Origin of the sequence: Ahrensia kielensis DSM 5890 (assembly GCF_000374465.1) — a bacterium.
GTDB lineage: Bacteria > Pseudomonadota > Alphaproteobacteria > Rhizobiales > Rhizobiaceae > Ahrensia > Ahrensia kielensis.
The window spans coordinates 114,366-126,421 of record NZ_KB894533.1; the positions used below are offsets into that span (position 1 = coordinate 114,366).

At 47.9% G+C, this 12,056-nt stretch carries 14 protein-coding genes; 2 read left to right on the top strand and 12 right to left on the bottom strand.

Going from position 1 to position 12,056, the window contains the following annotated elements; translation table 11 throughout:
• Nucleotides 1–10: 10 nt before the first annotated feature.
• Both ptsP and C504_RS0115410 read right to left on the bottom strand, forming a co-directional pair.
• Nucleotides 11–2,278 carry a phosphoenolpyruvate--protein phosphotransferase gene (gene ptsP, locus C504_RS0115405; protein WP_026317564.1) on the bottom strand — a complete coding sequence of 756 codons (2,268 nt, stop codon included), beginning with the start codon at nucleotides 2,276–2,278 and terminating at the stop codon, nucleotides 11–13.
• Between the two features lie 78 nt (nucleotides 2,279–2,356).
• Nucleotides 2,357–3,610 carry an aspartate kinase gene (locus tag C504_RS0115410; protein ID WP_018690266.1) on the bottom strand — a complete coding sequence of 418 codons (1,254 nt, stop codon included), beginning with the start codon at nucleotides 3,608–3,610 and terminating at the stop codon, nucleotides 2,357–2,359.
• Nucleotides 3,611–3,775: 165 nt separating this feature from the next.
• On the opposite strand from C504_RS0115410, the gene ubiG reads away from it, so the two are divergent.
• Nucleotides 3,776–4,528, top strand: a complete 753-nt coding sequence (ubiG, locus tag C504_RS0115415) for a bifunctional 2-polyprenyl-6-hydroxyphenol methylase/3-demethylubiquinol 3-O-methyltransferase UbiG (RefSeq protein ID WP_018690267.1) — start codon at nucleotides 3,776–3,778, stop codon at nucleotides 4,526–4,528.
• A 7-nt stretch (nucleotides 4,529–4,535) separates the two neighbouring features.
• Here the strand turns inward: ubiG and C504_RS0115420 are convergent, their stop codons facing one another.
• The 4 genes from C504_RS0115420 to C504_RS18075 all read right to left on the bottom strand — a co-directional run bounded on the left by C504_RS0115420 (nucleotide 4,536) and on the right by C504_RS18075 (nucleotide 6,910).
• Complete coding sequence (locus C504_RS0115420) at nucleotides 4,536–4,967, bottom strand: DUF1178 family protein (RefSeq protein ID WP_018690268.1); 432 nt, start codon at nucleotides 4,965–4,967, stop codon at nucleotides 4,536–4,538.
• A 4-nt stretch (nucleotides 4,968–4,971) separates the two neighbouring features.
• The gene (locus C504_RS0115425; protein WP_018690269.1) at nucleotides 4,972–5,802 is read right to left on the bottom strand and encodes a carbon-nitrogen hydrolase family protein; all 831 of its coding nucleotides are present in this window, start codon (nucleotides 5,800–5,802) and stop codon (nucleotides 4,972–4,974) included.
• A 2-nt stretch (nucleotides 5,803–5,804) separates the two neighbouring features.
• Entirely contained in the window at nucleotides 5,805–6,062 is a 258-nt protein-coding gene (grxC, locus tag C504_RS0115430; protein WP_026317565.1) for a glutaredoxin 3, read from the bottom strand.
• Nucleotides 6,063–6,145: 83 nt separating this feature from the next.
• A complete protein-coding gene (locus C504_RS18075) occupies nucleotides 6,146–6,910 on the bottom strand; it encodes a ComF family protein (protein ID WP_018690271.1) in 765 nt (254 codons plus the stop codon).
• A 39-nt stretch (nucleotides 6,911–6,949) separates the two neighbouring features.
• On the opposite strand from C504_RS18075, the gene C504_RS0115440 reads away from it, so the two are divergent.
• The gene (locus C504_RS0115440) at nucleotides 6,950–7,804 is read left to right on the top strand and encodes a methyltransferase domain-containing protein (RefSeq protein ID WP_018690272.1); all 855 of its coding nucleotides are present in this window, start codon (nucleotides 6,950–6,952) and stop codon (nucleotides 7,802–7,804) included.
• On the opposite strand, the gene C504_RS0115445 is transcribed toward C504_RS0115440, so the two are convergent.
• From C504_RS0115445 to C504_RS0115470, 6 genes are all read right to left on the bottom strand, one after another.
• Nucleotides 7,801–7,968 (bottom strand): Flp family type IVb pilin, encoded by a 168-nt coding sequence (locus C504_RS0115445; protein ID WP_018690273.1) that lies wholly within the window; start codon nucleotides 7,966–7,968, stop codon nucleotides 7,801–7,803. The genes C504_RS0115440 and C504_RS0115445 overlap by 4 nt on opposite strands.
• 121 nt (nucleotides 7,969–8,089) lie before the next feature.
• Nucleotides 8,090–8,419 (bottom strand): hypothetical protein, encoded by a 330-nt coding sequence (locus C504_RS0115450; protein ID WP_018690274.1) that lies wholly within the window; start codon nucleotides 8,417–8,419, stop codon nucleotides 8,090–8,092.
• A gap of 104 nt (nucleotides 8,420–8,523) precedes the next feature.
• Complete coding sequence (gene mutT, locus C504_RS0115455; protein WP_018690275.1) at nucleotides 8,524–8,937, bottom strand: 8-oxo-dGTP diphosphatase MutT; 414 nt, start codon at nucleotides 8,935–8,937, stop codon at nucleotides 8,524–8,526.
• Entirely contained in the window at nucleotides 8,921–9,685 is a 765-nt protein-coding gene (locus C504_RS0115460; RefSeq protein ID WP_245555235.1) for a GNAT family N-acetyltransferase, read from the bottom strand. The genes mutT and C504_RS0115460 overlap by 17 nt, the downstream gene beginning before the upstream one ends.
• Nucleotides 9,686–9,734: 49 nt before the next feature.
• Entirely contained in the window at nucleotides 9,735–10,964 is a 1,230-nt protein-coding gene (argJ, locus tag C504_RS0115465; protein WP_018690277.1) for a bifunctional glutamate N-acetyltransferase/amino-acid acetyltransferase ArgJ, read from the bottom strand.
• Between the two features lie 2 nt (nucleotides 10,965–10,966).
• On the bottom strand, nucleotides 10,967–11,869 hold the full coding sequence (locus C504_RS0115470; protein WP_169385149.1) for a foldase protein PrsA: 903 nt from the start codon (nucleotides 11,867–11,869) through the stop codon (nucleotides 10,967–10,969).
• Nucleotides 11,870–12,056 lie beyond the last annotated feature (187 nt).

A 12,056-nucleotide genomic window follows, 5' to 3' on the forward strand; every position in this document is an offset into this window, starting at 1 on the left:
GGAAACCGCTCTAAAGCGGTATATCATGCTTTTCAGCGAAATCTTCAATAAGTGTTCGGGCGCAGCGGTCTGGAATGCCATTTTCCAAACACGGCAATAATTCATTGCGCAGCGCTCCGATATCGGTTTTTAGCAGCGCATCTTTAACAGGGCCAATGCCCGCAGGTGACATCGATGTCTTGTTAATGCCAAGGGCTAGGAGCGCGAGTGCTGTTATAGGCCTTGATGCAATTTCACCGCATAATGTGAGCGATGTGCCATGCTCTTTGGCTTTGTCAGCGATTGATTTAAGCGCGCGCAGAAACGGAATGCCTAAAGTGTCAAACCGGCCTGCGACATGGCTGTTACCGCGATCTGTTGCCATAAAGAACTGGAAGAGATCGTTTGAGCCAATGGAAATGAAGTCGGCTTCTTTCATCAAATTGTCGAGGTCAAACAAAAGGCTTGGCACTTCTAACATGGCGCCAAGGCGCACTTTGTTGGGTAGGCCATGACCAAATTTTGAAAGATGACGTACTTCGTTTTGAATAAGCTCGCGCGATTGTCTGAGCTCCAAAATTTCAGAGACCATCGGCACCATTAAGCGCAGTTCACTGCCTGCGGATGCACGCAAAAGCGCACGCAATTGAGTTCGGAAGAGGCCAGGCCGATCAAGCGCCAAACGAATGGCGCGCCAGCCAAGGGCAGGGTTTTCTTCATCAGGTGCATTGCGGAAATATGGAAGAACCTTGTCGCCGCCAATATCGAGTGTGCGGAATGTAACGGGCCTGCCACCGCTTTCAGAAATGACGGCGCGGTACAGTTTTTCCTGCGCATCGGCTTTGGGGAAAGTCGAGGCAACCATAAATTGAAGTTCGGTTCTAAATAGGCCTATGCCGCTGGCACCTGATTCTTCCAGTTGAGGCATGTCGACCATCAGGCCAGCATTCATCATCAGCGAAAATTCTTCGCCATCTTTTGTGATATTTGGCTGCGTGCGTAATGCGCGGTACTCTTCTTGGCGTTTGGCACGGAAGCGCACTTTTTCAGCAAAGGCCAATTGAACGTCTTGCTGCGGGCGCAAGTGAACATCACCGGCAAGGCCGTCAACAATGATCGCGTCGCCATTTTCTGAAACTGCAACAACGCCTTTGGCTTGCCCGACAACCGGAATGCCCATTGCGCGTGCAACAATGACAACATGGCTGGTGGGTGCGCCATCTTCGAGGACAAGGCCGCGCAATGTGTCGCGTGGATAGTCCAAAAGTTCTGCTGCGCCCATCGTGCGCGCGATCAAAATAGCATCTTGCGGCATATTGCTCGCTTTGGCACCGGCATTACCCACCAATTGGCGTAGCAAGCGATTGGCCAAATCATCAAAGTCGCTTAAGCGTTCGCGCATAAATGGATCATTGATCGATTGCATCTTCGCGCGCATGTCGCTTTGTACTTTTTCAACGCCTGCTTCGGCGGTCAGGCCGTTGCGCACCGCTTCTTCCATGCGCCGAACCCAGCCTTTGTCATGCGCGAACATGCGGTAGGTTTCGAGAATTTCGCGGTGTTCACCCTCAAAGGCGACTTCGCGTCGTGCAAGCATGTCATCAATTGTCAGGCGAAGGCCCCGAATGGCTTTCTCAAGCCTTTCTAATTCTGCGTCCGTATCTTCGTTGAACAGGTTGGTGACGACAACACGTGGCTCATGCAAAACAACATGGCCAAGACCAATGCCATCAGACAGGCTTTGCCCATGGTGTGAAACCGGTTTTTCCATGTCCAGCTCAACGCCAGCGGTGGATAAGCCTTTTAGATCACCTTGGGCGATGAGTTCGCCAATAACCATGGCGACGGTTTCCATGGCTTCGACTTCATCGTCGGAATAAACGCGGTGCGCTTCATTTTGGATAACCAGAACGCCGAGCGTGCGGCCAGCGCGCAAAATAGGCACGCCAAGGAAGGAATGATAAAGTTCCTCTCCTGTCTCCGGTAGATATTGGAACGCTGGATGTCTTTGCGCTTCAGATAGGTTTAACGCCCTTGATGAGGATGCAATCGTGCCGACGAGACCTTGGCCAAGGCGCAATTGTGATAAGTGAACAGCATCAGGGTTTAGACCGAAAGTGGCATAAAGCTCCAATATGCTATCGGCGCGCAGTACATAGGCAGAGCAAACCTCTGCAACCATTGATTGGGCGATTTCTTCAACGAAGCGATCAAGACGCGTTTGTGGGTCCATCGGCTTCACCATGATCTGGCGAATCCGTTTTAGTAATACTCTTGGGCCGGCGTCTACATCCCGCATCTAATTGCAATACCTCTTTCACGGCACGCAAATCACATAAGCGTACCGGTTTATTCAGGTGTGATTTTGAACTGCAAGTTAAGCCTTGTCGAGACCATAAACTTTATGAAGCGTTCTTACAGCCAGTTCTGCATAAGGTCCGTCGATCAAAATAGAAATTTTAATCTCTGATGTTGTGATCGCACGGATGTTGATGCCTTTATCAGCCATCGCTTTAAATGCCGTTGCTGCAACACCTGTGTGTGAACGCATGCCAACACCGATAACAGAAACTTTCACCAAGCCTGCTTCGGACTGAACTTCATCAAAGCCAATTTTGCTTTTATTCTCGGTTAAAAGAGCAACCGCTTTTTCAAGATCGCCGTGCGGCACGGTAAATGTCATGTCTGTATATTTTCCGTCGCCGGAAATATTTTGGACAATCATATCAACATTGATGCCGCCTTCGGCCAGTGGGCCGAAAATTGCCGCTGACACGCCGGGGCGGTCATCAAGCTGACGCAGTGAGATTTGCGCTTCGTCTTTTGCATAAGCAATGCCGGTAACGATCTGCTTTTCCACGATTTCATCCTCATCACAAATCAGTGTGCCGGGCGGATTTTCAAAATCGCCCATTCCGGGTGCGTCCGGCGCTTCAAAACTGGAACGCACAAAGGTGCGTACATTATGTACCATAGCCAGTTCAACAGAACGGACCTGCAATACTTTCGCCCCAAGTGAGGCCATTTCAAGCATCTCTTCATAAGAGACCTTGTTCAATCTGCGCGCGTTTGGCTCAATGCGCGGGTCGGTCGTATAAACCCCATCAACATCCGTATAGATGTCGCAGCGATCAGCTTTAATGGCCGCTGCAATGGCAACCGCGCTTGTATCAGATCCGCCCCGGCCCAGTGTGGCAATACGGTTATCTGGGCCAATACCTTGAAAACCAGCAACAACAGCAACTTGACCAAGGCCCAAGCGGCGAACCATTTCCGAACCTTCAATTTCCATGATGCGGGCGGCGCCATGGGCATTGTCGGTTTTAATCGGAATTTGCCAGCCAAGCCAAGAGCGCGCATCAACGCCTAGGTTCTGCAAGGTAATGGCGAGAAGTCCGGCTGTTACCTGTTCGCCCGATGCTACGATTGAATCATATTCACGCGCATCATGCATTGGAGAGGCTTCACGGGCCCAGCCAACAAGCTCATTGGTTTTGCCCGCCATGGCAGAAACTACCACAGCGACTTCGTGTCCTGCATCGGTTTCACGCTTCACATGTTTGGCAACATTGCGAATGCGTTCAATATCGGCGACGGACGTGCCGCCAAATTTCATGACAATGCGGGCCATTTTGCGATGCTCGACTATTGGTCGTTGGACTAAATAATTACTGCGCGCTCCTTAGCGAAAACTTTTCATACCTGCAAGCTTGTCGCGTGTTAAAGCGATCTGCGGCACTGTGCCTCTTGACTTGAGGGCACTGACGCTCAATCTCTTGGCGATAAGGAGCTTGCCATGTCCGCAGAAAATGCCACAACAATTGATCAGGAAGATGTTGACCGTTTTTCAGCAATGGCTGCTGAATGGTGGGACCCTGCTGGTAAGTTTAAGCCATTACACAAGTTCAATCCGGTGCGTTTGCGCTATATTCGCGAGACAGTGACTGAGCATTTCGAGCTTGATGTTTCAAAAGATAAGCCATTTTCTGGATTGCGTGTTCTGGATATTGGCTGCGGCGGCGGTCTATTGTGCGAGCCTATGACACGCATGGGCGCGGATGTTGTGGGCGCCGATGCGTCAGAAAAAAATATTGAAATTGCTAAAATTCATGCAAACCAGTCAGGACTGGCGATAGATTACCGCGCGACAACTTCTGAAAACCTTGATGCGAATGGTGAGAAGTTCGACGTTGTTTTGAACATGGAAGTTGTTGAGCATGTTTCCGATGTTGATCTATTTTTGAAATCCTGTGCACATATGGTCAAACCGGGTGGTTTGATCTTTATCGCGACAATTAACCGAACAGCTAAAGCGCGGGCATTGGCGATTTTTATGGCGGAAAATGTTTTGCGTTGGTTGCCTAAAGGCACGCACCAATTTGAAAAACTGGTCAAGCCATCTGAAATTGATGCTGCACTGGATGGGACAGGCGTTTCTGTTTTTAAGCAGAGCGGCGTTTTCTACAATCCATTGACGGATGACTGGCGTTTATCAAAAGATATGGATGTTAATTACATGGTTGTTGCGAAGCGAGACGCCGATACATAAGGCCTGTCTAGTTCAACTTCTCATCGTCTGGAACATCGGGTAGGGGCATGAGTTCGACGCCTTCATCCAAAAGCTCGGCAACTTCCTCATTAGACGCTTTCCCATAAATGGGCCTACTATCGGCTTCACCGTAATGTATTTTGCGCGCTTCTTCTGGAAACTTATCGCCTACATTATCGGCTTTGGATTTCACTTCTCTAGCAAATTCCATCATCTTGGACATAATTTCGGCCTGCGCTTTTTGCCCAGCGGCGACTTGGATTTTTTCTTTTTGGCGGCCTGTCGAAACAGATGGTGCCATCAATGATTTGGCCACTTCATGCGTGCCGCAAATAGGGCATTCCAAAAAACCACGCTTTGATTGCGTTTCAAAATCATCATTTGATTTAAACCAACCTTCAAAGGCGTGGGTGTTTTTACATTCAAGTGAAAATTTCATGAATTTATTCGGTATGCTGTGTTTCAACCCGGTACGGGCGAGCGTTTTTCAAATTCGGTATTTTTTTACGCGCTTCTACAGATTTAGATATGTCGATATCGGCTATAATATAACCAGGTATATCGTCGGCTTTTTCAGCCAGAACAGTTCCCCAAGGATCAACAATGATTGAGTGGCCATATGTTTCGCGGGTATCTTCATGGGTGCCGCCTTGTGCCGCGGCGATTACATAAGCCCCATTTTCTATGGCGCGCGCGCGCTGAAGAACGTGCCAATGGGCTTCACCCGTTTGTCTGGTAAAAGCTGCTGGTGTGGTCAAAACATTCGCGCCTGCCAAGGCTTGATCGCGGAAAATATTTGGAAAGCGCACATCATAGCAAATGGCAAGGCCAAGTGTCATTTCACCGGCTTGAACGATTTGCGTTGCCTCGCCTGGCTCGTAAACAGCGCTCTCACGCCAGCTTTCACCATTGTCGAGATCCACATCAAACATATGGATTTTGTCATATGTCGCCGCACGGATGCCTTGAGGTGAGAAAAGTGCTGCACGGTTGGCAACCTTGCCGCCTTCCAGCAATATCGGTGTAGAACCAATATGCAGCCAAATGTTCAATTCTTTGGCAAGGCTTGCTGCTATGCCAAGAACGAGATCATCTTGATCTGGCTTTATCGCAGCCATCAAAGCTTTGCGATCTTTTTGCAAAAGCCCTGTCATCTCTGGCGTTTGAATATATTGAGCACCATCGGCGGCCGCATCGCGCACCAATTTATCCATCGCGGTAATATTTGCGGCGACATCAATGCCGGACCGCATTTGAATTGCTGCACAGCGCATATTTAAGCTTTCAAAAGTTGGTCAAGTTTACCGGCACGTTCCAGCGCCATAAGATCATCACAGCCGCCAATATGAAGCTCACCGATAAAGATTTGCGGGAACGTAGCGGCGCCGTTTGATTTCTGTATCATTTCTTTTTTAAGCGCAGGATCAAAAGTTGCATCATGTTCTTTGTACGATACTTTTTTCTTATTGAGCAGCGATTTTGCTGCTGAACAGAAGCCGCACATTTTGCGCGTATAGATTGTTACTTTTGCCATTGTTTTTCCTAACGTTTCAAACGCGTATATAGGCGCTGTTTGTCTTTGAGCAAATGCAATTTGCATCAATTTACAGTGTTCAATTAGCTTGAGCTAATTTTGTGCGGCTCAATGAATTGTGGAACCACTTGGCTAAAGGTCAAAACATAAACCTTGGCTGCGCCTGATTTTTGCAATGCTTTGGCCGCTGCATTCACCGTTGCGCCGGTGGTCAGAACATCGTCGATCAACAAAATTGTTCGCCCCGCAATCTGTATGTGTTGATCTGCAGGCACAATAAACGTGCCGCGCACATTTTCCTGCCTTTGGCGCAAATTAAGGCCAACTTGCTGCCGTGTCGGCTTTTTTCTTAACAATGCAGATGGGCAATGGGTTTTGCTCGTTTTTTTGGCAATGACACGGGCCAGCTCAGCGGATTGATTATAGCGGCGCGAGAAATAACGCCATCGGTGCAGGGGAACGGGCACGACCAAATCTGCTTCATCAATAAATTCGCGTCCTGCTCGGATCATCCAATCGGCCATCCATGGCGCAAGATCTGTTCTATCCGCGTATTTTAAGCGCGTTACCAATTGCCGAGCGATGCTCAAATGTATAGTTGCTGAACGCGCGGCATGATAATGAGGCGGATTGGCGATGGCGTTTGCACTGACAGCGCCAAGGCCAAAATCGACAGTGAAAGGCGTGCCGTTTATTTCACAATAGGGACGTTCGATAAATTGAAGCTTGGACCAGCAATTTGCACAAACAACTCCTTGCTTGGTAACAAAAGCGCCGCAACCAAGACAAACATCGGGAAATAGAGTTCCAAAGACGGAACGACTTGCATTTTTCGCCCAAGTTCTCATTTGTAGTTTCAAAACAATCAGCCTTGATGAAAGCAGTTTATGAGTATCCGCACCATTATTGATAAAAAGCAAGTTGATGCAGCAGTTCAGCGTGCAGAACGGCTCAACATTACCGGTGCAGATTTTTTGCTCACCCGCATTTTAGAGGACTTAAAAGATCGCCTCGATATTACGAACCGAAAATTTAAATCAGGCCGGTTTGTAAGTATGTACCCAAGCTTTGTTCGGGCGCATTTCGATGATCAAAAAACGCTGCAAATATCTGCGGCTATGGATGATGTGCAATTACGGCATGGGGACATATTGGGGCTTGATGCGCAGTCTGAAGATTTGATTATCGATGTTGCGAGCCTTCATCAAGCCAATGATATGCCGGGTATGTTGATACAATATTGCCGTGCGCTAAAGCCGGACGGCCTTTTTCTAGCCTGTGTTCCTGGCGGCGACACACTCACGGAGCTGCGCCAAAGCTTGTTTGCGGCAGAAAGTAAAATTTCAGGTGGTGTGAGGCCGCGTGTCTTGCCATTTATGGATGTGCGCGATGCTGGCGGACTTTTGCAGCGCGCAGGATTTGCCTTGCCAGTCACTGATATTGATAGCGTTGTTGTGCGCTATGACACGATGTTAGATCTTATGCTGGATTTACGTGCAATGGGAGCAACCAACACGCTTGTTGAAAGACAAAAGAGTTTAAGCCGCCGTGATCTTTTTCATAATGCTGCTCAACATTATGCAGAGAATTTTGCTGATTCAGATGGGCGAATTCGTGCGACATTTTCATTTATATGGATGTCTGGATGGGCGCCGGATGCATCGCAGTCACAGCCACTCAAACCCGGTAGTGCAACACAAAGCCTTGCCAAAGTGTTGAAAGACAGAACGGCAAACAGTTAGTTCATTGCTGTATTGATCTTTGAACCATTGTCGGCAAAAAGGTACTCAATCGCATCAAATGCGTTTGAAACACCTGCTATAATTGCCAATGACAACATTGTAGCGATTAATGCGTATTCAATCGCTGTTGCACCGCATTCGTTAGATAAAAATTGTTTTAGCATCTGAAAAAATCCTTGAGCTCAATTATCTAACCCAAATAAGTTAATGTATGCATTAGAAATGCAGCATGCTGAATTGGTTTCGGTTTTTGATTAACTCAAGCTGAAGAATATTTTCGGCATTTTAACAATCGCCGATTGGCGCGCCATTGGTTTGAATGATACATTTTGCGACAGGGCTTTTTTGCAAAACAGATCGCCTTATTGTGTATGATTTTTGAGGGCTTGCGCTGTTTCGCGTGCTTGCTGTTGTAAAGGGATCAATGTTGTTTGCAAGCGTATGAAAACTTTGACTAGCACCGTTATTGCGATCAAGGAATGGAGTTGCGAAAAGTCCTAAGGCTACGGCTACGCCGCCAAAAAGAAGTGCAATGCGTAGGGTGTTGTTTTTTCTCGGCGCAGTTTGGCGTTCATCTTCACCGCGAATTATTGCCCATTCCAATTCGTCACTCATAACGCAAACTCCGTAATAGTAATCGTCGTCATCTAAGTAATGACTATTATCAGTTTTGATTAAACGATTGATTAACGATGTTGAACGTTTGTGATGGGAGCTTGTTAACGCAGCAAATCTTGAAGCACAGGGATCAAGGGCTCGTCTGCCGGTGGCATAGGATAATCACGTAATTTTTCAGGGCGAACCCATTTAAGTGTCTGATTTTCCTGCGGCATTGGAATTCCTTCAAATTTACGACAAATGAATAATGGCATCAGGAGATGGAATTTTTCATAGGCGTAACTGGCAAATGTTAAAGGGGCAAGGCATGCCGTTTGGGTTGTAATGCCGAGCTCTTCTTTAAGTTCTCGCACAAGACTTTCTTCGGGCGTTTCGCCTTGTTCGATTTTTCCGCCTGGAAATTCCCACAAGCCTGCCAGTGATTTTCCCTCAGGACGCTGAGCCAGCAATATTCGGTTGTCGGTATCAACAAGCGCGCACGCTGTAACAAGGAGCATATCACTCATGATGATCATTTTTTCTGGTACGGTACACATAGGAATAAACTTCAGAGAAGCCCAAGCGACTATAAAGCGCGTTGGCACCCTTATTGGCTGCTTCTACTTGTAACCAAGCTGTTTTGGCGCCTTGCTGGCGGGCCCAGCGCAATGCTGTTCGCACGATAGAACGGCCATATCCCATGCCATGACAATCATGGCGTACACCAATGTCAAAAAGGCCAGCCATATCATTGTCACGTACACATAATGCACACGCAACGGGGCCTTTATCATCTTCCATGACGAACATACCACTGGGCGGACGGATTGCCTCTAGAACTTCGGTAAGTCCAGGTTTGCGCTCAGGGTCTTCACCCCTGATCGTGATGGATGCATCAACGAAGCGCCCGATGTCTTTGCCCGGCAATTGATAAATGCCTGAATCAAGGTCCATATCTTTCAATGTTGCCATGAGTACGTGCGTTTCAGCAATGCGTTGCCAACCTTCCTTGTCAAAATGTGCTGCCAAGGGGGCGGGCGCAAGCGGGGAAAGCCTGAAAACCAATGGCCTGTTATAGGATGCAAAGCGATGCTCCATACGGGCAATACGGTTTTCAAAATCACGTTGATCCGCAGGGTCGAGCGGATTGACCGAGTTTAACCTGCGTGAAGGGTGGCTTGCTGTGAGCCTTACGGCCCAGCTTCCGTCATAATGAACAGATGCAGCGGGCCATGCACGAAAACCAACGGCTTCCAGTCGTCTTACAAGTGAAAGTTTAGGCAAAGGCTTCAACAACTCCTACTGCGCAATTAGAGAAGGTAACATAATAGGTTTAGCTTCTGTAATCGCCGTTGATTTCTACGTATTCTTTGGTCAAATCGCAGCCCCATGCGATAAAGCGTTCCGAGCCAAGGCCAATGTCGACGCCGATGACGATCTCATCATTTTTCATATAAGCGGCGCATTTTTCTTCGCTATAGCCTTCTTCGCGCTCACCGTCTCTTGCAACGATAATATCGCCAAAGCGAATTTGAAGGCGATCGCGGTCGGCTGGTTCGCCAGCTTTGCCAACAGCCATAACAACGCGGCCCCAATTGGCGTCTTCGCCAGCAATCGCCGTTTTTACAAGCGGAGAGTTTGCGATGGACATTGCGATTTTCTTGGCGGCATCTTGCGATGTTGCGCCTTCAACCTCAACACGCATAACTTTGCGGATGCCTTCACCGTCGCGAATGATTTGCATAGCAAGATCATGAAGCACAGCATGAAAGGCTGCTTTGAACGCGGCTAGTTTTTCATCATCAGGATTTGTGAATTCTTCCGCGCCTGTTGCAAACGCCAGCAGGGTATCAGAGGTGGATGTGTCACCGTCAACGGTCACGGCATTGAATGTCGTTTTGGTCGATGCAGATAGGTAATCTTGCAAAACAGCGGCAGAAACAGGAGCATCTGTTACCACATAGGCAAGCATTGTCGCCATATCAGGGGCGATCATACCTGCGCCCTTGCTCATGCCATTAATCGTGTAGTTTTTGCCGTCAATGCTCGCCGTTTGGGTTGCAACTTTGGCAAATGTATCGGTCGTCATAATGGCTTGCGCGCTTTGATACCATGCATCTGGCTCAGCGGTTTTAACCATCTGCTCGATGTGGCCTTCAAATTTTGTCGCATCCAAAGGCTCGCCGATCACACCTGTTGAAGAAAGATATACTTCATCAATGGCGCAATTGGCTGCTTTTGCAGCGATTTCAGCTGTAAGCTTTGTTGCCGCTATGCCTTTTTTGCCGGTAAAGGCATTTGCATTGCCCGAATTGACAATAAGTATTTTTGCGCGGCCTTTAGGCAAATGAGCACGGCAAAGGTCAACCGGCGCTGACGGGCATTTTGATTTTGTAAACACGCCTGCAACGGCTGCGGGCTGATCAAAAATCATCGCCATCACATCTGTGCGGCCTTTATATTTTATGCCTGCCTCAGCTGTGGCCAGCGTAACGCCTTTAATTGGCGGCAATACTGGCACCTGTTTTGGTGCCAGTGGGGATACAGGTGATGGTTTCGCCATGTTTACTGTGCTTCTTGTTCCGCGATTGCTTTTTCATAAGCTGCTTTGAGCGCTTCATCTTCGATGTTTATTTCAGCTGTGTCACGAAGACCTTTGATGTAGTTGAAATATTTTTCACGCAATAAAGTTGCGCGGATTTGCGGCTGAACCTGTTCAAATGCTGGTGGCTGAACAGGGCGAATGTCTTTCACCAAAATCACATGATAACCAAATTGTGTTTTAACGGGCTCTTTGGTGTAACCGCCTGCATCAAGTGCAAAAGCAACTTCTTCAAATTCAGGAACCATGCGGCCTTTTGTGAAATAGCCCAGATCACCACCTTGAGGACCAGATGGGCCTGTTGATTTTTCTTTTGCCAAATCAGTAAAATCTGCACCGTCATCAAGCGCTTTGATGATTTCTTTAGCTGCTTCTTCGGTTTCCACCAAAATATGCGCTGCGTTTACTTCATTTTCGGAAGGTGTTGCAGCAACTTCTTTGTCATAACGTGCGCGCACTTCTTCATTTGCTATGCCGTCGATGACATCTTTTCTGAACAAGATGTTATGAAGAGTGCGGTCTTCTAAAAATTTAGCGCGTTTTTTAAACTCGTCATCCTGATCAAGGCCATCTTCGCGTGCTTTTGAAGCCAGTAGCTTAATGTCGATCAGCGCCATAAGCGCGGCAAATTGCTGCTGTTCAGCAGGAACTTGGCCCAGTTGTTCGCCCATTTCACTAACCGTTAAAGCCAAATCACTTTGCATGATTGGTTCGCCGCCCAATGTGCCAATAATTTTATCTTCAGCATCTTGCGCGAATGCTGCTGTGCTGAAAACGCTGCCAATGGCAAAAATAGCTGCAGAAAGGCGCGCAACTTTACGTGTGCGAACTGCGTTCAACGGTAGGCTAGTTGACGTTAGTGTCATGGGATAATAGTCCATTTCTTTAGTTTTGCTTCGTTTTGCGATCAACAACCCGTGAACGTGGCGTATTAATGGCATTGGTCGTAGCGTTGACATCGATTAATGCCACTCTTATCTGTCCGAATGTGGCGCGTCCAGCTTGGATTTTTCAAACCTGAGTGCCAAAACTGTTCAATTGCAGCAATTGTAG

Excerpts from the sequence above, each read along its gene's own strand:
- C504_RS0115445 (WP_018690273.1), bottom strand. The coding sequence starts at position 7,968 with ATGCTAAAACAATTTTTATCTAACGAATGCGGTGCAACAGCGATTGAA.
- ptsP (WP_026317564.1), bottom strand. The coding sequence starts at position 2,278 with ATGCGGGATGTAGACGCCGGCCCAAGAGTATTACTAAAACGGATTCGC.
- C504_RS0115425 (WP_018690269.1), bottom strand. The coding sequence starts at position 5,802 with ATGCGCTGTGCAGCAATTCAAATGCGGTCCGGCATTGATGTCGCCGCA.
- C504_RS0115440 (WP_018690272.1), top strand. The coding sequence starts at position 6,950 with ATGAGTATCCGCACCATTATTGATAAAAAGCAAGTTGATGCAGCAGTT.
- ubiG (WP_018690267.1), top strand. The coding sequence starts at position 3,776 with ATGTCCGCAGAAAATGCCACAACAATTGATCAGGAAGATGTTGACCGT.
- C504_RS0115410 (WP_018690266.1), bottom strand. The coding sequence starts at position 3,610 with ATGGCCCGCATTGTCATGAAATTTGGCGGCACGTCCGTCGCCGATATT.
- grxC (WP_026317565.1), bottom strand. The coding sequence starts at position 6,062 with ATGGCAAAAGTAACAATCTATACGCGCAAAATGTGCGGCTTCTGTTCA.
- mutT (WP_018690275.1), bottom strand. The coding sequence starts at position 8,937 with ATGATCATCATGAGTGATATGCTCCTTGTTACAGCGTGCGCGCTTGTT.
- C504_RS18075 (WP_018690271.1), bottom strand. The coding sequence starts at position 6,910 with ATGAGAACTTGGGCGAAAAATGCAAGTCGTTCCGTCTTTGGAACTCTA.
- argJ (WP_018690277.1), bottom strand. The coding sequence starts at position 10,964 with ATGGCGAAACCATCACCTGTATCCCCACTGGCACCAAAACAGGTGCCA.
- C504_RS0115450 (WP_018690274.1), bottom strand. The coding sequence starts at position 8,419 with ATGAGTGACGAATTGGAATGGGCAATAATTCGCGGTGAAGATGAACGC.
- C504_RS0115470 (WP_169385149.1), bottom strand. The coding sequence starts at position 11,869 with ATGACACTAACGTCAACTAGCCTACCGTTGAACGCAGTTCGCACACGT.
- C504_RS0115420 (WP_018690268.1), bottom strand. The coding sequence starts at position 4,967 with ATGAAATTTTCACTTGAATGTAAAAACACCCACGCCTTTGAAGGTTGG.